The organism is Listeria kieliensis (genome assembly GCF_003369925.1).
Lineage (GTDB): Bacteria > Bacillota > Bacilli > Lactobacillales > Listeriaceae > Listeria > Listeria kieliensis_A.
On sequence record NZ_LARY01000001.1, the window covers coordinates 618,832 to 642,170 of the forward strand.

Consider the following 23,339-nt stretch of genomic DNA (forward strand, 5'->3'; position numbering starts at 1 on the left):
GGGTAGTGTTTTCGTAAAAAGCACTACCCAAAATCTTGTAACTTGCACGGAGTGGAAGAATCGACATACGTGATTTAACAAACCAAAAGCATCGGAAACGGGTAAGTTCAGTTAAGGAGAGATGCTTATAGCAATGAATTAAAGATCTTGGTTTTGACTAATCTCAGAAAGAAGTGTTTTTGTGAAACAAGTGTTTGAAGTTTTAAAAGAACAAGTGAAACATACGCCTATGATGTTCCGAATTGCGCGTTATGAAGACAGAGCAAGCTATCAGAGTCACTATCTCGGGATTTTGTGGGAAGTTTTAAATCCACTGATACAAGTTGCTATTTATTTTCTTGTGTTCGGCTACGGATTCCGTGGTTCACAGATGATTGCTGGAAACGTTAGCTTCCTTGAATGGATGCTTGCTGGGATCGTACCATGGTTTTTTATCAATAGCGTCGTGCTTCAAGGAACAAATAGTATTTTTAATAAAATTAATATGGTTTCTAAAATGAATTTCCCGATGAGCATTTTGCCAAGCATTACAATTGTGTCAAACTTAATGAGTTTTGCAGTTATGCTTGTGATCATGCTAATCATTTTCTTGTTAAAAGGAACCCCAATTACGATTTACTGGTTCCAATTTATTTATTATTTTGTCGCGATGATTTTCTTTTTATTCGCATTTTCACTTTTCAATGCGACGGTTACGATTCTTATCCGTGACTACAATTTAGCTTTGCAAAGCGTTATGCGTGTACTCTTTTACTTAACGGGGATCGTTTGGAATATTCCATCGCTTCTTCCAGGCTGGGCAGCAAATCTCTTGCAGCTTAACCCATTCATGTATCTCGTAAATGGCTTTAGGGATTCGTTTCTCATGAACAAGTGGTTCTTTGAAATGCCATCTTATACGCTTTACTTCTGGTGTTTGACTGGCTTCTTCTTGGTTGTCGGCTCCACCTTATACATGAAATTCCGTGAAAGATTTGTAGACTTTATTTAAAAGGAGACGTATCGGATGAGTAAAAAAGTAAAAATCGCTTTCAATCATGTTTCCAAGCAATTTGATTTGTTTCAAAATAAATCGGATCATATCAAAGCGTTGTTTCAACCCAAAAAACAATTTGATTCGTTTTGGGCGCTAAAAGATGTGAACTTTAAAATTTATGAAGGAGAATCGGTTGGACTGATCGGAATCAATGGTTCAGGTAAATCCACCATTTCCAATTTGATTTCTGGTGTTATTCCGGCGACTGATGGTGAAGTAGAAGTAAACGGGGAAGCATCGCTTATTGCCATTAATGTAGGCTTCAAGGCACCGCTAACAGGAATTGAAAACATTCGGTTGAAATGCTTGATGCATGGGCTTAAAAATAGTGAAATTGAGCGACTAATTCCAGATATTATTGATTTTGCCGATATTGGTGATTTTATCAATCAGCCTGTGAAAAATTATTCTAGCGGGATGCGTTCTCGTTTAGGTTTTGCCGTTTCGGCGCACATTGACCCAGATATTCTCGTTATTGATGAAGCACTCTCGGTTGGGGACCAAACGTTTTACCAAAAGTGTGTTGACAAAATTGAAGAATTTAAAGCAAGAGGAAAGACGATCGTTTTCGTGAGTCACTCACTTGGACAAGTGAAAAGTTTGTGTGATCGGATTATTTGGATGCACTACGGGGAAGTCCGTGAAGTAGGACCGTCTGCTGAAGTGGCCGTTTTATACGACGAGTTTGTCAAGTGGTTCAATAATCAACCAAGACCTTTTAAAAAAGAATATCAACTAGAAAAAAAGGCGAAACAGAAGAATCCGCCAAAAACACGCTACCCGAATCCAAATTTGGATAAGTACAAATTGAATGGGCTAGATAAAGTTATTTTAGCTGGACTAGTTGTTGGAACGGGGCTGTTTGGAACTCTCATTTCACTCGGAAAATCGTTCCTTGGATTGTTTTAAATGAAAAAAGAATGACCGCAAATTTGCGGTCATTCTTTTTTTAATGTTTTGGTGTTTCAGCTAGGTAAATCATCTCTTTGAGGAAGTCTTTATAGTAAGCTTCTTCAAAGGTGGCGTAAGAATGGCCAAGTGGATTCTTACTGCTACCCGTATAGTTTTTAACATCAAAATCAATCACACGTGCATTTGGAATCACAGAAAGAATAAAGTTATTGAGACGATCCCAGAAATATTGTTTCATTTCAATCGCCATTTTATTCTTATAAGGAACGACTTTTCCATTTGCATCGACATAATTCAGTGTGGTTCCACCTTTGTTTAATATGATTCGCTCTTCTGGAACAAACTCCTTTAGTTGTTCTAGAAATTCCTTGGCATATTTCCGCCATTCTTCGAAAAAGGCTTCGGTATTCTCATGCGTGAGCAAACGCTCAAACATGATTTTATCGGCTAAGCGGCTTGCTTCGATTGTTTTTGAATACGTAAGTGCAGCATGCTGATTGAGCCAAAGAATAGGGCGAGTCACATCCGTGAAGGCATCTAATAAAATGTAATCAGGCTCAGCTAAGCGAAGTTTCAAAAAGAAGTCCTTTTCTGCATCTCGTTCAGCATTCTCCCGGTCAGTTGGATCAATCTCCGTAAAATCCGCGGAAGAAAACAGTGTGGTTCTTGCCGGATATTTTTCGGTCATAAGAGAGATGAACGAAGTATCTTTTTGAACGAAAGCCACTTCGAAAAAGGACCGCGCATCTGGGTTGAAATAAGGCTCTGTCCGAAAAGGAGCTTCACTTACGGAGCCAAAAATAACGAGTTTTTTGGCAGTTCCTGGTTTGCTTGGCGCTTTGCGAAACTGGAAGCTGAAGTTACTCAAAGCTGTTTTTTGCGGGAGCACCAAGTATTTTCCGCCGTCAACCGAATGATACTCGGATTTTAATGTGACTTGATTCGGAACGAATAATGGGAAGTCAGGCATCCCTTCTGAGCGAATAAAGGCATCCCAGTCTTCGTTTGGTTGATAAGTTTGAAGTGGATAAAGATGCTCTTTAGAAAGCTCCAGGCTATAACTCTGAAATTTTTTCTTGATAGCAAACTCGGTTTTTAACGTATATTCAGAAGTACGGAATTTCTTATTTCGTCGCTTGAAAACGAGCCGAGGAGCTTCCAAGTGATTTTTGAAAAAGAAGCGAAATTGAAAGCTTTCAGGCGTTTCTTGAAACTCGGCAAGTTGTGCTTCTTTTTGCAGTTCTTTTCGAAAATAAAAAGAAAGTCGACTAGAACCCGTAACATAGGCATCAAGTGAAGTGAACGGCTTTTCTTTTAAAAATACTTTCTTATCAATTTGTTTTTTCTGGGCTTGGCTAGCCTGGATAAATTCTCTTTTTGAAGTATGCCAGTCGTTTTTAAAACGAAGCAGGGCATCCATATTATTGGAATTATCTACTAAAAAATTTGTATCTAAGTCAGCTAGTCGAAGAGTATATTCTATTTTCCCGTCTTTTGAAGAAATGGTCACCGGGAAAGCTTGCTCTTGTTCAAAATAAAGATACAGATGTGGATTAGCTCGGCGAGCAAAAATAAGTTCTGCATCCAGTTCACTCAGTTCAAAGTCAGCCTCCACTTTGAAATTAAATTTAGCCATTTCTTCATCCATCGCAAGGTCTGTTAGCGAAACACTAAATTTCTTAGGCTCGGCAATGAGTGTAAGAACGGCTTCTGGGAATTCAAAGCGGTAATTGTACAAGTCTTTAGGAAGTGGAAGGGTTTTAAATTGTAACGGCCCATCTGTATGGATAGAAACAAACTGATCGTTTGCTTTTCCTCCAAAATGCCAAGAAGTCGTAGCTCCACTAATCGAATGTTGCGCGATTAGTTCATGTGGAACAGTGATGAGATAATGGTTTTCTTCTTCGTGAAATAAAAGTTTATAGTTTAGAGCTGGATAAATGATTTCTTCGGTTTCATTTTCTTTCTTAAAGAAGGCGAAAAATTCATCTATTATCATTTCTTTAGGAACAGAAATCGTCCATTCTTTTTTAGCAGAATCGGTATAAATTTTGTTTGCTAAAATTTTCATAAAAATTCTCCTTGCTTTTAATGTTAGTCTGTGTAATAAAACTCTGCCATTATTGTACCATAAACCGTTTAATTGTGCAGTATATTCACAAGCAAGATTAAAAATCACTAGCCCTTTTGGAGGGAGGCTTCTTTATTTATGTAGGTTATTTAGCATAGTACTAATCTGAAAGTTCCATTTTTACAATGTCACTGAATTGTAACAAAATTGCTTAATACAATTTGATACAATGGATACTAGAACACAAGTATTAGGGAGTGGTTAAAAGAAATGACGAAAAAAAAGGTGATGAAAATTGCCGTGACTGGCTTGATTTTGACAAGCAGTCTTACAATGATTCCGGCTGTTGCACCTCTAGGAGAAGAAAATGTTGCTATAGCGGCAACAAATGCTAATCAAACATTCATCAATACGCTTGCACCTCTTGCGCAAGCTAGTCAAGAAAAGTACGGTGTCTTATCAAGTATTACCTTAGCACAAGGAATTTTAGAATCGGGCTGGGGAAAATCTGAACTAACTAAAAAAGGAAATAACCTTTTTGGAATGAAGGGCAGATATAATGGGAACTACGTATTAATGCCAACGCTAGAATATGTCAATGGAAAATGGATTACGATTAATGCTGAATTTCGTAAATATGCGAACTGGCAACAATCGGTTCATGACCATAGCTTATTGTTTGTAAATGGCGTTTCATGGGATAAAAACAAGTATAAGAAAGTACTCGACGCCCCAAACTATAAAGTAGCAGCTCAGGAACTCCAAAATGCTGGTTATGCGACAGATCCTGGCTACGCCGCGAAGCTCATTAACTTGGTCGAAACTTATAAGCTTGATCAGTATGATGTATTATATGATTCGATTATTTCTGAATCCGCGTACTCAGCTTATGCTAAAGTGACAAAGGTAAGTGGAAATGCGGTTTGGACGAAACCTTATAAGGTAAAAGGAACTTCACTTGTTGGTGTTGCTTCTAACTATCAAAATAAAGACATCCAAATTGTGAGAAAAGCGACTACCAAGCGTGGAACTTATTATCAGTTTAAAATCAATGGGACTGTTGTAGGATGGATTGATGGGAAGGCACTTACTTTCTATGATAAAGAAACATCAAATAAAGCTTTTGTCTCAAGAGCAAAGATCACGTCAACTTCTGGACATACGATCTGGACAAAACCATATAATGTATATGGACGTTCGCAAGTAGCAAGAGCAGATGGTTATGCCAATAAAGAAGTGAAAATTGAACGTGAAGCGAAAACAGCTCATGGGACTTATTATCAATTTAGTATCAATGATAAAGTAGTCGGTTGGCTTGATAAACGAGCATTCACTGTTTACGAATTTGATAGCATCATTAGTGATCAAAAGGTAAACTTATCAGCTCAAGTTAGTCAAACTGCTGGTCACACTGCTTGGTCGAACGCTTATAAACTACAAGGTTTAACAAAAATCGGACCTGCGTCGAATTATCAAAATAAAGATGTGACGATTGATCAAAAACGTAAAACACAACATGGGACTTACTATCATTTTGCTATCAATGGCAAATCAACTGGTTGGCTAGATACCCGTGCATTTAAACTATATGATGCTGTTCAATATAATAAAGCTGTTAATTTAGATGCTAAAATCGTCAACCCAACAGGAAATGCATTCTGGACAGCACCTTATTTCTCCACTGGTTCGAAACTAGTGACGAGTGCTTCTACGTATGCTGGGAAAGATGTGAAGCTGCTTCGCGAAGCCAAGACTGTTCGAGGTACTTATTACCAAGTTCAAATTAATGGTAAAGTAATTGGCTGGTTGGATAAAAAAGCATTTAAATTTTACAGCACGATTAAAAGTGAAGTAACTGTAAATCGTCCGGCAGTAGTGACAACTGTTGCAGGGCACGCTGTTTGGAGTAAACCGTACGAAGTAGTTGGGACAACACGTGTAAATGCGGCTTCTGTTTATCAAAACAAACAAGTCCACTTGCTTAAAAAAGCGGTCACTGATCGCGGGACATACTATCAATTTAGCATTGATGGTAAAACGATCGGTTGGATGGATCAACGAGCGTTTGATCTTTATGATAATATCGAGTATAACAAAGCTGTTCATTTAACTGGAACTGTTACAAATGCAGTTGGGAATGCTGCATGGACAGAACCTTATAAAGCGCTTGGAACAAAATTGATCAACCAAGCAACTGCTTATCAAAACAAACGAGTGACAATTATTCGTGAAGCGAAGACAAGTCGTTCCACTTACTATCAATTCCAAATTGATGGAAAAACAATTGGTTGGCTTGACAAACGAGCTTTTACAAACGTTAAATAACAAAAAACGTCTAATCTCATTCATTAAGAGATTAGACGTTTTTATTCTGGTAGAAATTATGAGAAACAAGCGGTTTGAAATCACATATTATTTTTGATAATAAGAAAATCATCTGTTTTATACTCATAAATATTAAAAATATCCCATTTTAAGTGATTTTATTGTTATTTAATAAAATTTAGTGTGACTTTATATCTATAATTTGAATGATTTTCAAAAATAAGCTATGCTAATAAAGTATTGTTTAGAATGAGGAGTGCTTTTTAAGATGGAGAAACCGTTTTTATCAATCGTAGTACCTTGCTATAATGAGGAAGAAGTATTAAACGAAACAACCAATCAATTAACGAAGATATTAATGACGCTAGCTGAGCGAGAACTAATTGATCCGAACAGCAAGGTAATTTATGTGGATGATGGAAGTAAAGACAGGACATGGCAGTTAATTAGCGAGAAAACAACCGAAAACTCATATATCTCGGGCGTAAAATTAAGCCGTAACTTTGGTCACCAAGGTGCTCTTTTAGCGGGATTAAATGCTGCTTATGAAAAGTCGGATTGTGTGGTTTCAATTGATGCGGATTTACAAGATGATGTGAATGCCATCATTCCATTTGTTGAAAAATTTCATGAAGGCTATGATGTTGTGTATGGGGTAAGAGGAAAGAGAGATACAGACACTTTCTTTAAACGCAATACCGCACTTGGGTTTTATCGCTTTATGGATAAAATTGGTGTAAAACTAGTTCCGAATCATGCAGACTTTCGCTTGTTGAGTAAAAGAGCATTAAAAGAATTTTTAAATTATAAAGAAGAAAATATGTTTATCCGTGGGATTGTACCATTACTTGGCTTTCCATCAACAAAGGTGTATTACGATCGTAATGAGCGCTTTGCTGGCGAATCAAAGTATCCACTTAAGAAGATGATTTCCTTTGCGATTGATGGGATAACTTCTTTCAGCATTGTTCCAATTCGAATGTTATTTTCGCTTGGTGTGATTATGTTTTGTATCGGAATTGGAATTGGGATTTATGCGCTCGTTCAAAAATTTGTCGGGCATGTTGAATCGGGATGGACTTCGCTAATGATCTCGCTATGGGTTATTGGGGGGATCCAGTTGTTAGCTATTGGCGTACTTGGAGAATATGTGGGTAAAATCTTCAAAGAAGTGAAGGGGCGTCCGAGATATACAATTGAGGAGAACTTATTTGAAGAAAAAGCAATGGAATAAAAAAACCGCAATTGATGTAGCAAAAATAAAAAAGGAAAAAAGGTGAACTTCACCTTTTTTCCTTTTTTATTTTGTTGTTTTATCATTTTGATGAATTTGTTGATAGAGTTCATCAATTAAATGCCGAACATCATTTTTGATTTCAGGATGGTCTAGGGCGAATTTCATGGTTGTTTCAATAAATCCGTATTTATCTCCAACATCATAGCGAATACCTTCAAAGTCATAAGCGAAAACACGTTGGATTTCATTTAAACGGTTGATAGCATCGGTTAATTGAACTTCACCGCCAGCACCAGGCTCTTGCGTGGATAGATAGTCGAAAATTTGTGGTGTTAGTAAATAACGTCCTAAAATTGCAAGATCAGATGGTGCGTTTTCTGGATCAGGCTTTTCAACGAAGCCTTTTACATTATAAAGTCGGTCACTCATCTTATCTGCCGGATCAATGATGCCGTAGCGATAAGTTTCTTCGTGGGGAACAGACTGGACACCAATTACAGAGCTGTGCGTGCGTTCATATTGGTTGATCAATTGTTTTGCACAAGGAATTTTGGAACGTACAATATCATCGCCAAGCATGACGACGAAAGGTTCATTTCCAACGAAGCCTTTAGCTTGAAGGATCGCATCACCAAGGCCTTTTGGCTTAGACTGGCGAATAAAGTGTAAGTTGATGTTAGTCGTTTCTTCTACAAGGTGCAGAAGCTCCATTTTGTTTTTTGATTTTAAATTTGCTTCTAATTCAGGAACAGAGTCAAAATGGTCTTCGATTGCTCGTTTTCCTTTTCCTGTTACGATGAGTATATCTTCAATGCCAGAAGCCATGGCTTCTTCTACGATAAATTGAATGGTTGGTTTGTCTACAATAGGTAGAATTTCTTTTGGCATTGCTTTTGTAGCGGGAAGAAAGCGTGTTCCCAGTCCCGCTGCTGGGATGACTGCTTTTTTGACTTTCATAGTTAAAAACCTCCGATAGAAAACTTTTATATAACCTCCCTAATTATACGTGAACGACTGATAGATTAGCAAGTAAATCATTTGCCTTAAACGCAATAAAGAGGTGAGTTCTGTAGACTTTTATCCCACAACTTCATTGACAGCGCATGTGTTTATCGCTAAAATGAAATTTGATATGGAATCGCGTAAGGAGAATTTAAAAAATATGAACAATTCTTTAGAAGAGAAAAAGGCGTACAAAGTTAGTGTCATTGTGCCGCTATATAACGTTGCCGAAATTATCAATGATACGCTGAAAAGTCTCGACGAACAAGATTTTTCGGGCTATGAAGTGCTACTAATTGACGATGGATCAAGTGATGATACTGTCAAAATAGTAAAAGATTTTATTGAAAACAACCCGAAGTTTAAACTCATTGAGCAAGAAAATGCAGGTCCTGCTGCGGCAAGAAATCATGGCTTGCGTCTTGCAAATGGCGAATACATTTTGTTTGTCGATAGTGACGATTTAATTCCTGAGTTCGCTCTTTCACTCATGTATCAGGCAGCTATTTCACATCAAGCAGAACTTGTAACAGGAGCAACGAAACGCTTTAATTCTGAAAAAGAGTGGTTCATTCCCTCGCATTTGCGATATAATATCGCAAAACCAGGTGAAAAAACAATTACAGAAAACCCTGAACTGTTTTATTCAATTGGTCCTTGTGCTAAGTTGTACCATCATAAGCTTGTCGAAGGTGAATTTTTTCCTGAAAGCATTCGCTATGGGGAAGATCAACCTTTTGTTTTACACACATTGTTAAATGCTAAAAAAATCTTCACTGTAGAGAAAGTGGTTTATTATTACCGATTGCGGGACGGTGAAGAGCAGTCTCTTACTCAATCAGTTAACAAAGACCCAATGCGGATCTTACAATCCGTTTTTGATGTGTTTGACTTTGGGGAGCGAGAAATTGAACGTAGCCATACAGAACAAGAAGTGGCACTTGCCTATTATAAGCGAGTTTCTGATATCGAATTTTGGGCTTCTTTGAAGGCAATTGTTGAAAGTAAAGATAGTACGGTTCAAAAAAATGGATTTGAAATGATTTTGAATTGGTTTAAATCGAAACCTGACGATTTCTTGAATGTTATTCCTTCGTTCCGCTATTACTTGTGGTACAGTGTCATTGAACGGGCGAATTTTATTCGAAAGCCTGCGAAAAATGCATACAGAGCTTTGATTACGCATCTTTACGAGCGTCAGACGAAAGAAGCTAAGCAAGCTTTTATGAAATCTTACCCGGTCCATACTCGCGCTTCACTTGCGATTATTGAAGAAGGCAATTGGAAGAAAGCAAAGAAAATTTCGCGTGTCTTTATCATCCGAACTAAATTAAAGACGCCACGTCTCGTGAATGGGTTTGCTCGTAGAATCCTTTTTAAATTGGCTAATCTTTTGCCGAAACAAGACTTTTTGGTGCTTGCAACGGAACGTAGTACAGTTTTAGAAGGAAACTTATTATCCATTTATGATTATATGTTTTTAAATGATCGCAAAGAACGGATCTATGTATTTTTGCGGAAGCAAAGAAGCTGGATTGAAGTTTTACAAATGTATTATGTACTCGGACGAGCAAAGACGATTTGTTTGGATGACTATTATAATAAAATTTATGGGCTTAAGTTTAGTAAGCGAGCACATGTGATTCAGACTTGGCATGCAACAGGGGCTTTTAAAAAATTCGGATTTAGTGCACTTGAGTCTGGGGATTCAAATACGGAAGATTTCGAATCAAAAGCGCATTCCCCTTATTCAGATGTGCTTGTGAGCTCGAAAGCGATTATTCCGCAATATGCAGAGGCTTTCCATAAAAAAGTGGAGCAAATTAAGCCAATTGGCGTGCCGCGGACAGATAAATTTTTTGATCAAGATTATAAAAACTATGTTAATGAAGTTTACCGGAAAAATTATCCGATTTTACGAAAGAAAAAAGCTATTTTATATGCGCCTACCTTCCGGGGCGGACCAGATGAACGGAAAAATTACAGTGTAGTACTTGATTTAAAAAAAATGAAAGAAGCTCTGCAAGATGACTATGTTTTGATTTTGAAATTCCACCCGATGATTAAAAATATTTCCATGGATTTAAGCGAAGAGGACCCTTTTATTTTGATGATGGATGGGGGAAGCGATGTGAATGATTTGATGTTCCTTAGTGACATTTTAATCACAGACTACTCTTCCGTAATTTTCGAATACAGCATTATGAATCGACCGATGTTATTCTTTGCTTATGATGTCGAGAGCTACTTTGATGAGCGAGGTTTTTATTTTAGCTATGAAGACATGATTCCAGGAAAGATTTATAAAACAACGGAAACACTCATTGATGCGATTAAAACGGGTGAGTATGATTACAATAAACTAGCGGCTTTCCGAACGAAATTTATGGATAGCATTGATGGACATTCAACAGAACGATTTATTAAAACGTATCTGGGTAAGGAGGAGAAAAAATGAAATTTTTACCCACTGAAGCGAATCAAAATTTAACGGCTAAAGATATCGCGGCACTACTTACACCGCTTGATGCTACTTTTGTTGTTTTTCAAACTGAAAGAGATGAAAAAGCAGAAAAGCAGATGCTGCGTTTTTTTGACAATTATCAAGCCGAATTTGCTTCGCAGGACATTTTTTACTTCCTTGCAAATCCCGTTTATACACAGTTTTTGAAAAAACAGGAAAACAAAGAACCTTTTCTTGAAAAGGACGAGTTTCAATTTATCGATGAAATTAAAATTAGTATTCCGACATATGTTGAAAAAGATCCGTTTCTGGTTTTGCCTGAAAACTATAGCTATTTAATGTTTAGAAGAACCACTGTGCTTGAAAAAATAGCAATGCTACAAGAAGATTTGCCATTTGAAGTATTGATATATCAATTACTACAATCAACGGATTCCATCGTCAAAGAGCGGATTCTTGAGACTTGGAAAGAGCCAAAAGCCAGAAATTCAGATGAGCTCGAGTTAGATAAAACAGCTGCACTGTTTGCTAAATGGGTAAAGCGCCAACAGGAAAACTGTCAAATTCCGTTATTAAATCAAGAATTTGAAATCAACTTCCTTAATTATTTAATCAATACGCGAATAGGGCCGGCCTTTCAAGCAGAAGTGGAACAAGGAAACTCTTCAGCTGCACGCGAAATTTTAACGGAACTATTCCAAGAGCTCAAACGACTTGAAAAAACGGTCGTTTCGGGACTAGTTTCACTCGGTTATTACTTTGTGCAAATTCCTGTTGAATATTATGGGAAAATCCGCGACGACTCTGAATTTATGAAACTCTATTTGGAATTTGGGACGTTCTTGTTTAGTCAATTGCATTTTAATTCAAGAAGCTATTACTTGAGGTTTTACAGACAAGCAACTAATGCGCTTTATAAAGCAGTTCGTGCAAATTCGGAAAAACCGCTACGCAAATGTAATGAACTTTACTTTTCTCAAAAATAAGACAGACTGACTTGCTTAAGAAAAAGAAGAGTTTTTCCCTTCTTTTTCTTTTCTTGTGTTATAATACATGTGTTATGTTAGCTTTCAATCTTTAGAGATAAAGGAGACTATAAAAAATGATCTATGCTGAAATTCTTGCTGGAGGGAAAGGTACGAGAATGGGAAATGTAAGCATGCCCAAACAGTATCTGCCACTAAACGGCAAACCTGTAATCGTTCATACGGTTGAGAAATTTATTTTGAATGCTCGTTTCGATAAAATTCTTGTGGCTTCGCCAAAAGAATGGATCAATCATACTGAAGACATTTTGAAAAAGTATATTCAAGATGAGCGTGTGATTGTTATTGAAGGCGGAGCTGACCGTAATGAAACGATTATGAGTGGAATTCGTCATGTTGAACAAAACTACGGGTTAAATGAAGAAGATGTTTTAATTACACATGATGCCGTTCGGCCATTCCTAACGCATCGCATTATCGAAGAAAATATTAATGCTGCACTTGAATACGGGGCAGTGGATACGGTGATTACAGCTACGGATACAATTGTTGAATCGACCAATCATGAATTCATTACAGATATCCCGGTGCGAGATGTGATGTATCAAGGGCAAACGCCGCAAAGCTTTAATATGAAGCGTCTTAGTGATCATTATCACGCTCTTTCCGATGAGCAAAAACAAATTTTAACGGATGCCTGCAAAATTTGTCTGCTTGCCGGAGAAAAAGTAAGTCTCGTAAAAGGTGAAATTTTCAACATTAAGATTACTACACCTTATGATATGCAAGTAGCCAATGCGATTATACAGGAGCGGATTAGCCATGATTAATCAAGTATACCGGCTTGTTTCGGAAAGACAATTTGAAGTTGCCAATATTGATGAAACGCTGACTGAAGATGCTGTCGTTGTTCGCCCAACGTATCTCTCAATTTGTGCAGCTGACCAGCGTTATTATACGGGGTCACGCGGCAAAGAAATTTTAGCTAAGAAACTACCGATGGCTTTAATTCATGAAGGCGTGGGCGAAGTTGTTTATGATGCCAAAAAAGAATTTCCAATTGGAACAAAAGTCGTGATGATTCCGAATACACCTTTTGAAAAGGATCCCGTGATCGCGGAAAACTATTTGAGAAGCAGCAAGTTTCGCTCAAGTGGGTTTGATGGCTTGATGCAAGACAATGTGTTTATGCGTCGCGACCGGTTGATTGCTTTGCCTGAAGATTTAGACATGACCGTAGCAGCTTTTTCAGAACTAATTTCAGTTGCTGTTCATGCTGTGCGTCGTTTCGATTCTCGTGCAGATGCCAATCGTTCTTCGTTTGGAGTTTGGGGTGATGGCAATCTAGGTTTCATCACTTGCTTACTACTAAAAAATATGTTCCCAGATGCAAAAGTATATATTTTCGGGAAGACGCCTTATAAACTCGATTTCTTCTCGTTTGTAGATGCAGCTTATAGCATTGATGCAATTCCAGAAGACCTAGAGATTGACCAAGCGTTTGAATGTGCCGGTGGGAAGGGAAGTCAATATGCGGTAGATCAAATTATTGATTTGATCAAACCAGAAGGAACGATTTCTTTACTCGGCGTATCTGAGTATCCAATTGAAGTGAATACGCGTATGGTGCTTGAAAAAGGGTTAACACTTTATGGAAGTAGCCGAAGCGGGCGAGTGGATTTCCAAGCAACTGTTGATTTTCTAAGCAGTAATCGACGTGCTGTGGAATACCTTTCCAACCTCGTTGGCGAAGTGCATGACGTCAGAAGCATTCAAGATGTGATTGAAGCTTTCGAAGCCGATTTGCGCAGCCCATGGGGCAAAACCGTTATGGCGTGGAATATTTAACTTTCAAAGATTGAAAAGAGAGGTGCCGCAATCCTGCGGCACCTCTTGCTACATATTAGGAGGAGTGGACCTGAAATGAAACGAATTCTGGCACAAATTTACATGCTCATTTTGCGTGGAATTGCCGCAATTTTTCGGCCGTTTAAGTTACAAACCAAAGTGGTCATGCTCGTGACTTTCCAAGATAATCCTGAGCAAATTTTAAAGAAAATGACTGAATTGCGCGTTTCTCCGGAGACGATCGTTTTTTATGATCCGCGCGTTGATGAATCGAAGCTTTCCTACAATTTTGTCCGGACAATTCCGCTAACTTTTGCGTCGGTTTTTAAACGACTCTATCACATGAGCCGGGCAAAAGTAGTGATCGTGGATAATTATTTCCCAGAGCTTGCGGCAATAAACTTTAAAAAGGACGCGTGCTGCATTCAAATTTGGCATGCGAACGGAGCACTCAAGAAGTTTGCTTGGGAGGACAAGGCTACAGCTTTACGTACAAAAAGTGAACAAAATCGTTTTAAAGCCGTCTATGCTCGTTTTCACAAGGTAGTTGTGGGTTCTGATGCGATGGGAGAAATTTTCAAGCGCTCTTTTTTACTTGAAAGTGAGGACCGATTACTAAAAACAGGTGTGCCAAGTACAGATTACTTTTTTGACCAAGAAGAAATCAACCGGATTCGGGCTAGTTATCAGGAGAAATACCAGAAAAAAACGATTTTGTACGCACCGACGTTTCGAGACAAGGAGCTAAATCAGGCGCAGCTCTTGCTTGATCTTGAAAAAATGCGCGCTCTTCTTGCGGACAAGTTTGTGCTCTTGCTGAAGCTTCACCCTTCGATCCAAGCGGACGCAGATATTCCAGAAGATGAGTTCGTGAAGCTTTTTCACAAGAACGAATCGATGCGCGAAGCCTTAGCAGGCTCAGATGTGCTTGTGACGGATTATTCTTCTTCGCCATTTGAATTTGCTTTACTTGGCCGCCCTATTTATTTCTTTACGCCAGATATTGAGCAATACGACCGGGAACGTGGCCTTGTTACAGGATTTTCAGAGCTGATCCCAGGGAAGCCCTATCTCACGACAGAATCGCTTGCTCATGGTATCCTAAATGATGAGGCAGATCTAGAGGAAATTGCGCGCTTCAGCGCAACTTGGAATCAGTATTCAAAAGGGCATTCCGCTGCGAATCTCGTTGATTTTATCCAGAAAAAACTTTGAAAGAGAGTGGAAACATGAAAAAGGTGATTACTTACGGCACGTTTGATTTGTTACACTGGGGGCATATTGAACTTTTGCGACGTGCAAAAGAAATGGGCGATTATCTAATTGTCGCCCTATCAACCGATTCATTTAACCGAATCAAACATAAAGAAGCCTATCACAGTTACTCGCATCGCAAGTTAATTTTAGAAGCGATTCGTTATGTGGACGAAGTGATTCCAGAAGAAAACTGGGATCAAAAAGTAGCAGACATTAAAACCCATGGTGTGGACGTATTTGTCATGGGTGATGACTGGAAAGGCGAGTTTGATTTTTTAAAACCTTATTGTGAAGTAGTTTATTTGCCAAGAACCGACGGGATTTCGACTACACAAATTAAAGAGGATTTGCGCTGAGTTGGCTTTTTGGGCAGAGCGCAAGAAAATTTTCAGATGTAAAAAATTATGCTATGATGTTCGTAAGTGTGATTTCAGCCAGACAAGGCTAGAATAAGGATTGGAGAAAAACCATGACAAACTTATATCAAGATGATAGTTTAACTTTACACACTGATTTGTATCAGTTAAATATGATGAAAGCTTATTTTGATGACGGAATTCATGAACGAAGAAGCATTTTTGAAGTTTTCTTCCGTGAAATGCCGTTTAATTCTGGCTATGTGGTTTTTGCTGGGCTTGAGCGCATTGTTTCGTACATTGAGAATTTACGCTTCACAGAAAGCGATATTCAATATGTGCATGATGAACTGGGATTTGATGGCCCTTTTTTGGAGTACTTAAAAAACTTTAAGTTTAGTGGAACGATTCGTTCAGTTCGCGAAGGGGAATTTGTGTTTAAAACTGAGCCCATTATACAAGTGGAAGCAAACCTTGCGGAAGCTCAGTTGATCGAAACGGCACTATTAAATATTGTAAATTTCCAAACGCTGATCGCAACAAAGGCCGCTCGGATTCGTTCTGTAGTGGATGATGATAGCTTAGCGGAGTTTGGCACGCGTCGTGCGCAGGAAATGGATGCCGCGATTTGGGGCACGCGTGCAGCTTATATTGGCGGCTGTGATTCGACAAGTAACGTGCGTGCCGGCAAGATTTTTGGGATTCCGGTTTCTGGAACGATGGCGCATGCGATGGTTCAGGCGTACCGGGATGAATATGAGGCGTTTAAAAGCTATGCGAAGACGCACAAGAATTCCATTTTCTTAGTGGATACTTATGATACGCTTAAATCGGGCGTTCCGAATGCCATCCGAGTAGCGCAAGAGCTTGGCGATGAAATCAATTTTATCGGGATTCGGCTAGATAGCGGAGATATGGCGTTTCTTTCCAAGAAAGCACGGCAAATGCTCGATGAAGCAGGGTTTCCGGATGCGAAAATTTTTGCTTCAAGTGACTTGGATGAGCATACGATTTTGTCGCTTAAAGCGCAAAAAGCAAAAATTGATTCTTGGGGTGTTGGAACCAAGCTGATTACAGCCTACGATCAACCAGCACTTGGAGCAGTCTATAAAATGGCGGCGATTGCGGATGAAAATGATGTTTTGCAAGACTCGATAAAACTTTCAAGCAACACGGAAAAAGTGTCAACGCCTGGGGAAAAACGAGTTTATCGGATTATTTCCGAAAGCAAGCGTCCAAAAGCGGAAGGCGATTATATTGCGATGGCAGACGAATCGCTTGATGACGTGAAAGAGCTGACGATGTTCCACCCGGTGCACACTTATATCACGAAAACGGTGAAAAATTTCAAAGCGAAAGAACTTCTTATACCGGTTTTTGAAGGCGGGAAACGCGTGTATGACTTGCCGTCACTTGAAGAGATTAAAGCATACAAAGAAAAAAACCTTGCGCTTCTTTGGGGCGAGTACAAACGAACTGTTCGACCAGAGCAGTATCCAGTTGACTTGAGTGTTAAATGCTGGAAGAATAAAATGAAAAATATTGAGAAAGTGCGAAAAAGCGTACAGCTTCATTCGCCAGTTGATCTTAATTTTCCTTTATAAGTGAAACAAATAGGAGGCTCATTGAATGGATATTAGAGAACAAATTTTAGCAGAAATGAAGGTCAAAGCTGAAATTGATCCTCAAGAAGAAATTCGGAAAAGTGTCAAGCTACTCAAAGACTACTTGAAGAAAAATTCATTTTTGAGAAGTCTTGTTTTGGGGATTTCAGGTGGGCAAGACTCCACTTTAGTTGGTAAGCTAGCTCAAATCGCCATTTCTGAGCTTCGCGAAGAGACGGGAGGGGACTACCAGTTTCTTGCGGTGAGTCTTCCTTACGGCGAGCAGTTAGACGAGGCGGATCGGCAAGATGCCTTGGAATTTATTGCGCCCGATCAAACGGTTGTGATCAATATTAAGGCTGCGGTCGATGCTAGCGCAAAAACGCTGAAAGAAGCCGGGATTTTGCTAACTGATTTTGCGAAGGGGAATGAAAAAGCACGGGAACGGATGAAAGCCCAGTATTCAGTTGCGGCGATGCACCAAGGTGTGGTGGTTGGAACGGATCACTCGGCAGAAGCGGTGACGGGCTTTTATACGAAATATGGCGACGGGGGAACGGACATCAATCCGATTTTTCGTTTGAATAAACGCCAAGGAAAAATGTTGCTTAAAGCATTAGGCTGTCCGGAGCATTTATACTTGAAAAAACCGACTGCGGATTTGGAAGAGGATAAACCGGCATTGCCTGACGAAGTGGCGCTTGGTGTAACTTATGATGAAATTGATGATTACTTAGAGGGTAAGCCTGTTTCAGGCGAAGCAGCAGCCAAAATTGAAAGTTGGTATTTGAAATCGCGGCACAAACGCCATATGCCGATTACGATTTTTGATGATTTTTGGAAATAGGAGGGAAACGAGATGAAGGTAGGTTATGGATTAATTACAACATTCCATGCGCATGCAGGACAACAAAAAGAGCTAGCAGAAATTTTGTTAGAAGGGGCAGCTGTCATGGAAGAGATTCCGGCTTGTCTTGAATACATCGTTGGAACTTCAGAACAAGATGAAGATACGGTTTTTGTGGTGGAGGTCTGGACAGATGAAGGGCGGCACCGCGCTTCGCTTGATAATCCAGCCGTAAAAGCAGTAATAGAACGAGGAGCTCCATTAATTCGTGAAGTGGAACGCAATAAAGAACTAGATCTTTTAGGTGGAAAAGGGCTTTAGAAGCGAGGAAAATTCACAAACGGGGTTGCAAGATTGAACAGTTGACGTTAAAATGAAAGAAGAATGAAAAGGGCAAGCAATTGTCCTTTTCTTTGTTAGTGAGCGAGCCGATTTTATTCGGCTTAATTTTATAGATAAGGTGGTTTTGGAAAAAACGATGAAAGAATTTGCCGAACAAGAAAAAATTATCGTTCTGGATTTTGGAAGCCAGTACAACCAATTGATAACACGACGCATTCGTGAATTTGGCGTTTATAGTGAACTTCATCCCCACACGATTACGGTGGAAGAAATGAAGGCACTAAATCCGAAGGGAATCATCTTCTCTGGTGGACCAAACAGTGTGTATGATGAGGGAGCATTCCGTTGTGATGAAGGGCTATTCGAGATGGGCATTCCAATTCTTGGAATTTGCTATGGCATGCAACTGATGACGCTTCACTTTGATGGAAAAGTAGAACCCGCGAAAGATCGTGAATACGGTAAAGCAAACGTTCATCTAGAAATTCCAAACCATTTATTTGCAGGCATTCCGACAGATCAAACTGTTTGGATGAGTCACGGGGACCTTGTTGTTACTGCACCGAAGGATTTCGAAGTCGTTGGAACGAGCAAATCTTGCCCGATCGCAGCGATTGCAGATGAAAACCGGAAAATGTATGGCGTGCAGTTCCACCCAGAAGTTCGCCATTCAGAATACGGCAATGACCTTTTGAAAAACTTTGCACTGAACATTTGTGGTTGTAAAGGTGACTGGTCAATGGAAAACTTTATCGAAGTGGAAATTGACAAAATCCGTGAAACCGTTGGCGACAAAAAAGTGCTACTTGCGCTTTCAGGCGGCGTTGATTCTTCTGTTGTTGGCGTTTTGATTCATAAAGCCATTGGCGATCAACTAACGTGTATCTTTGTTGACCACGGTTTGCTTCGTAAAGGAGAAGCGGATCAAGTCATGGAAACTCTTCAAGGTGAATTCAATATGAATATCATCAAAGTAGATGCGAAGGAACGCTTCTTATCGAAATTAAAAGGAGTTTCTGATCCTGAACAAAAACGTAAAATTATCGGAAACGAATTTATTTATGTCTTTGACGATGAAGCAGGGAAGCTTGATGGCGTTGAGTTCCTAGCACAAGGAACACTTTATACAGACATCATCGAAAGTGGAACAGCAACAGCGCAAACGATCAAGTCACATCATAACGTTGGCGGACTTCCAGAAGACATGAGTTTTAAACTCATTGAACCGTTAAATACGCTATTTAAAGACGAGGTGCGTGCACTTGGAACTGAACTTGGCATGCCAGATGCAATCGTTTGGCGGCAACCGTTCCCAGGTCCTGGACTTGGAATACGTGTGCTAGGCGAAGTGACAGAGGAAAAACTAGAAATTGTGCGGGACTCGGACTATATTTTACGCGAAGAAATCAAAGAAGCTGGGCTTGACCGCGAGATTTGGCAATACTTTACGGCACTTCCGAACATTCGTAGTGTGGGTGTCATGGGCGACGGTCGGACTTACGATCACACAATTGTGATTCGTGCGGTGACAAGTATCGACGGCATGACAGCTGACTGGGCACGAATTCCGTGGGATGTGCTTGAGAAGATTTCTGTGCGGATTGTGAATGAAGTGCAGAACGTCAACCGCGTTGTTTATGACGTGACGAGTAAGCCGCCTGCTACTGTGGAATGGGAATGATCTAAAAATGAAGTTCAATAGAATCAAGGATTTTTAGGGCATTTGTAGAGGTATAAAACAGCTTAAAAATGGGTTTAGGTGGTTCCGAACTGTCCCAAAATAGTGCTATCCAAAGTTCAAAATTTGGGTAAGCACTATTTTTTATAAGTTTCAGCATCTATTTACTTTTTAGATCAGTTTTCTTCTTTTCTTTTATATAAGACTCTATAAATCGTTCTTCCTTATTTAAATTAACTGGATCGTCTGTTGGAAGTACTCCATGATGAAGAAAATAATCTTTTTCATCAATTTCTGAAACGTCTTTTAATATAATACTATCAATAGTTTTTACAAACGATAATTCTGTTCTTAATGTATTTGCTTCTAAATCTTCTTCGAGAACCGGAATAAAAGAAAATTCCTTATTTTTAGCAATCATTTGTTTCAATATACTAATAGTCTTATCATCTCTTGCCTCCATAGTATGCAAGCGAGTTGTTATTCTAAATAGCTGATTACTATGGGAATTGGACAGTTCTTGATTGAACAGATTTTCACCTATTATGACTCTATACCAGTATGGGTGGTTTTGACTAATTCCTGTAATAATTCCAATGACAATCTTATTTTGGATATTATCATTTTGCCATTTTGAAAAAATACTTAACCCAAACTCATTTCGAAAAACTAAACCTAAACATGGTTTGTTACTAATTATATTTTCTGGTATTGCCAGCACGCCTTTCCAAGAAGCTTTATCCCACAAAGGTAAATAAATCACCTCACTCGTTTGAATATTTTGATGAGTAACTTTTGTTAAATCAAATTCTTTCATCCTTTTTATTTTACTAACATTTGTGGAAACTACAGTATCTTCTATGGGCTGGTTTCTAAATACATCAAATTCCCTTTGATTAGTATATTTTGTTCTATGTTCACTAAAGACAGATCTGCTATCTTCGTATGACAGAAATGTGTCCAATGTGCTTGAATAATTAAAACATCTAAATAGTGTATTATCTTTTTCAGATGTTTCTTTGAATTTTTGGAAAAGGCTTTCAAAAACTAGCATCTGAGATATAAATATCGCTACAATCGAATAGATTTTTTCAAAAACTGTTTCTCTATTTATAAACTCGATCAATTCATCAATTTGAGAAATTATTACTTGAACAGTATTTTCATTTTGCTGTACCTCTATATTAAATGTCTTTTCTTTGCCATCCAGAATTTCAATAGAGAATGTTCCAAGCACTGGCATAATTTTATCAACAACTGATGTAGCAAATGTATTCTCTAACATAGCAAAAATAGTTGCACCAAGTTCTTCTTTAATTCTGTTTCGCTTAGACTTTACAGTTACATCACAGCCAATAATTTTAGTTTTAAGAGTTATTGTATTAGATACCACTTCAATATTTAGTCCCTTTTGAAAGCTTTTTGAAGCTGGTTGATTAAACAGGTTCTTCATAAACTCATCTACATTTTTACTAGAACCCAGTGCCTCTAAGTAATCTTCGTCATAATAACCTAACTTATATTTTATTGTAGCTGATGATGTATGAAGTCCAATATCATTTAAATAATCGGGCAATGTATCTAGTCTACAAATATCTTCCAATGACAGGTTGAGTAAATAGATTGCGAGTAATCCATCATAGTATGAATATTTTTCAAATTCCTCACGCTCATTAGTTTTATACGGATAAAGGTCTATACCTTGTAGTTCTAATTCATTCATTTCAAGAGAATAGTCTATTCTTCCTAATCTAAGCTCCAGCATTTTTATTGATCTTGCTGATAAGAAAATCCCTGGTATTGCTGTGCCTTCATCAAAATACAAATTGAACGAATTCATATAGGCTCTCACATAATAACTTCTAGCACTCCATGCTAAGCCAATTCTTTCGAATGCCGTTCCTAATGATAAAAGAATTTTAATTAAGTCAATTTTTGACTCTTCTTGATAGAGTTTAGATAATGCTCTACTATAATATTTAATTGAAGTATATACATCAGTCTCTAAATAATCATCTCCTCTATTCATTAGCAACTGGCCAGAAGATACATTTTTAGATTGTTCTCCTAACAAATCTATCAATTTGTCAAATAGTTCATCATAATGCGGACTGTTTTTCAAGATAGGCAATTCTAAGACTTTTTTCAATTCAAATAGATCAATATCATTATTATATTTGATATCTTCTAGAATCACTATATACTCTTTGACTACGTCATCCCATAATTCAGGGTTTTGCATTTTCATCATTTGATAATCAAATCTAGCCAGCACAGCTCTTTTAGGATTTTTTTTATCTTGAATGAAAAAATCAAATGAATCTTCTAAAAGTTTGGTGTGAGTACTTATGGAATCAATTATTTTTTTACCTTTTATGTGATTAGAATACAAGGCTATCCACAAAGTGGATAGTTTCTTCAAAATAGTATAATTTTCAAGGTGCTCTTGATAAATTTCTTCTAGCTCCAAATATTTTTGATAATACATATCTCGATCTTCATACCACCAAAGAATTGTCCAACAAAAATCATAAAGTGCATTGGAATAATTTTGCAAATGACCATATTTTTTAGTAAAGCGTATATTACGTTCTAATACTTCAATGGCTTTTGATTTATCAAACTCAAGTTCTCTTACTATTTCAACGGACTCCTCAGATAATTTAACAATTCTTGAAGACTTAAGATTTTCAATATTCAAAAGTTCATCATCAATTTTTTTTAATCGTTTTCTACGTTCGATATCCTTAGATCCCTCTTCGACAATATCCAATAAATCTTCAGACATGTGAAAGGCTTCAATTGCTAATAACTGATTGCTATTTCTAAATGTATTTTCTAATAACCATGTTCTATCTAAAATTCTAATATCTATACTATATTCGCCTCTAAGTTCATCTTCAGCTGTGGCTCTTTTTTTATCAGACACAAATTGGTTTGTAATAAAAAATATTTTTTTATAGTCTCTATCAAGTTCTTTATTTGTTCCGACAATTTTTTTTACGTCGGACTTGAATTTTGGTTTCCAATCTTTTTTAGCACTAATTGCAAATGCCCATCTTTCCTTGTGAGCCAAATCTCCAAAGCCACTCAACCACGATTCTGCGAGGCTTTCAGAGACTGGAATAGTCTCTGAATCAACTTTACTATCTCCACCACCAGTTGGACCAGTTTGTGGTAACAAATTGGGACAGATAGTTACTCCGATTATTTTTCGACAATAGTCTTCAAATTCTTTTTCTTTACTTTGACTAGTTAGTGATTCTAGAAAATAGGAAAAATAATCTTCTGACAGCTTTCCTCTTTTTACAATCTTTGAATCCGAGAATAAATCGGGATGTATTTTTTTATAAAAATCTTTTTCATCCATTGTA

At 38.1% G+C, this 23,339-nt stretch carries 17 protein-coding genes; 14 read left to right on the plus strand and 3 right to left on the minus strand.

Annotation, left to right across the window (positions count from 1 at the left end):
* Positions 1–181: 181 nt before the first annotated feature.
* Positions 182–991, plus strand: a complete 810-nt coding sequence (locus UR08_RS03155; protein WP_115752204.1) for an ABC transporter permease — start codon at positions 182–184, stop codon at positions 989–991.
* A 15-nt stretch (positions 992–1,006) separates the two neighbouring features.
* Positions 1,007–1,945, plus strand: a complete 939-nt coding sequence (locus UR08_RS03160; protein ID WP_115752205.1) for an ABC transporter ATP-binding protein — start codon at positions 1,007–1,009, stop codon at positions 1,943–1,945.
* Between the two features lie 40 nt (positions 1,946–1,985).
* Here UR08_RS03160 and UR08_RS03165 read toward each other — a convergent pair whose 3' ends face one another.
* Positions 1,986–4,019, minus strand: a complete 2,034-nt coding sequence (locus UR08_RS03165; protein WP_115752206.1) for a DUF6270 domain-containing protein — start codon at positions 4,017–4,019, stop codon at positions 1,986–1,988.
* Positions 4,020–4,289: 270 nt separating this feature from the next.
* Here UR08_RS03165 and UR08_RS03170 point away from each other — a divergent pair, with 270 nt between their 5' ends.
* Together UR08_RS03170 and UR08_RS03175 are read left to right on the plus strand one after the other, a co-directional pair.
* Complete coding sequence (locus tag UR08_RS03170; protein ID WP_115752207.1) at positions 4,290–6,344, plus strand: GW domain-containing glycosaminoglycan-binding protein; 2,055 nt, start codon at positions 4,290–4,292, stop codon at positions 6,342–6,344.
* Positions 6,345–6,612: 268 nt separating this feature from the next.
* Positions 6,613–7,578, plus strand: coding sequence for a glycosyltransferase family 2 protein (locus UR08_RS03175; protein ID WP_115752208.1), 966 nt, complete (start codon positions 6,613–6,615; stop codon positions 7,576–7,578).
* Positions 7,579–7,644: 66 nt separating this feature from the next.
* On the opposite strand, the gene galU is transcribed toward UR08_RS03175, so the two are convergent.
* Positions 7,645–8,538 carry a UTP--glucose-1-phosphate uridylyltransferase GalU gene (gene galU / locus UR08_RS03180; protein WP_115752209.1) on the minus strand — a complete coding sequence of 298 codons (894 nt, stop codon included), beginning with the start codon at positions 8,536–8,538 and terminating at the stop codon, positions 7,645–7,647.
* Positions 8,539–8,743: 205 nt separating this feature from the next.
* Between galU and UR08_RS03185 the strand changes: the two genes are divergently transcribed.
* From UR08_RS03185 to guaA, 10 genes are all read left to right on the plus strand, one after another.
* Positions 8,744–11,041: a bifunctional glycosyltransferase/CDP-glycerol:glycerophosphate glycerophosphotransferase gene (locus UR08_RS03185; protein ID WP_115752704.1), complete on the plus strand. Its 2,298-nt coding sequence runs from the start codon at positions 8,744–8,746 to the stop codon at positions 11,039–11,041.
* Entirely contained in the window at positions 11,038–12,033 is a 996-nt protein-coding gene (locus tag UR08_RS03190; RefSeq protein ID WP_115752210.1) for a hypothetical protein, read from the plus strand. Before UR08_RS03185 ends, UR08_RS03190 begins: the two co-directional genes overlap by 4 nt.
* Positions 12,034–12,149: 116 nt before the next feature.
* Positions 12,150–12,863: an IspD/TarI family cytidylyltransferase gene (locus UR08_RS03195; RefSeq protein ID WP_115752211.1), complete on the plus strand. Its 714-nt coding sequence runs from the start codon at positions 12,150–12,152 to the stop codon at positions 12,861–12,863.
* Positions 12,856–13,881: a ribitol-5-phosphate dehydrogenase gene (locus UR08_RS03200; RefSeq protein ID WP_115752212.1), complete on the plus strand. Its 1,026-nt coding sequence runs from the start codon at positions 12,856–12,858 to the stop codon at positions 13,879–13,881. Before UR08_RS03195 ends, UR08_RS03200 begins: the two co-directional genes overlap by 8 nt.
* A 75-nt stretch (positions 13,882–13,956) precedes the next feature.
* On the plus strand, positions 13,957–15,096 hold the full coding sequence (locus UR08_RS03205) for a CDP-glycerol glycerophosphotransferase family protein (protein WP_115752213.1): 1,140 nt from the start codon (positions 13,957–13,959) through the stop codon (positions 15,094–15,096).
* Positions 15,097–15,110: 14 nt separating this feature from the next.
* Positions 15,111–15,494 (plus strand): glycerol-3-phosphate cytidylyltransferase, encoded by a 384-nt coding sequence (gene tagD, locus UR08_RS03210; RefSeq protein WP_115752214.1) that lies wholly within the window; start codon positions 15,111–15,113, stop codon positions 15,492–15,494.
* Between the two features lie 113 nt (positions 15,495–15,607).
* The gene (locus tag UR08_RS03215; RefSeq protein WP_115752215.1) at positions 15,608–17,098 is read left to right on the plus strand and encodes a nicotinate phosphoribosyltransferase; all 1,491 of its coding nucleotides are present in this window, start codon (positions 15,608–15,610) and stop codon (positions 17,096–17,098) included.
* A 25-nt stretch (positions 17,099–17,123) separates the two neighbouring features.
* Entirely contained in the window at positions 17,124–17,945 is an 822-nt protein-coding gene (nadE, locus tag UR08_RS03220) for an ammonia-dependent NAD(+) synthetase (protein WP_115752216.1), read from the plus strand.
* A 12-nt stretch (positions 17,946–17,957) separates the two neighbouring features.
* Positions 17,958–18,266, plus strand: coding sequence for a putative quinol monooxygenase (locus UR08_RS03225; protein ID WP_115752217.1), 309 nt, complete (start codon positions 17,958–17,960; stop codon positions 18,264–18,266).
* A 145-nt stretch (positions 18,267–18,411) separates the two neighbouring features.
* Positions 18,412–19,968, plus strand: coding sequence for a glutamine-hydrolyzing GMP synthase (gene guaA / locus UR08_RS03230; protein ID WP_115752218.1), 1,557 nt, complete (start codon positions 18,412–18,414; stop codon positions 19,966–19,968).
* 157 nt (positions 19,969–20,125) lie between these two features.
* Here guaA and UR08_RS03235 read toward each other — a convergent pair whose 3' ends face one another.
* Entirely contained in the window at positions 20,126–23,335 is a 3,210-nt protein-coding gene (locus UR08_RS03235) for a hypothetical protein (protein ID WP_115752219.1), read from the minus strand.
* Positions 23,336–23,339: the final 4 nt, after the last annotated feature.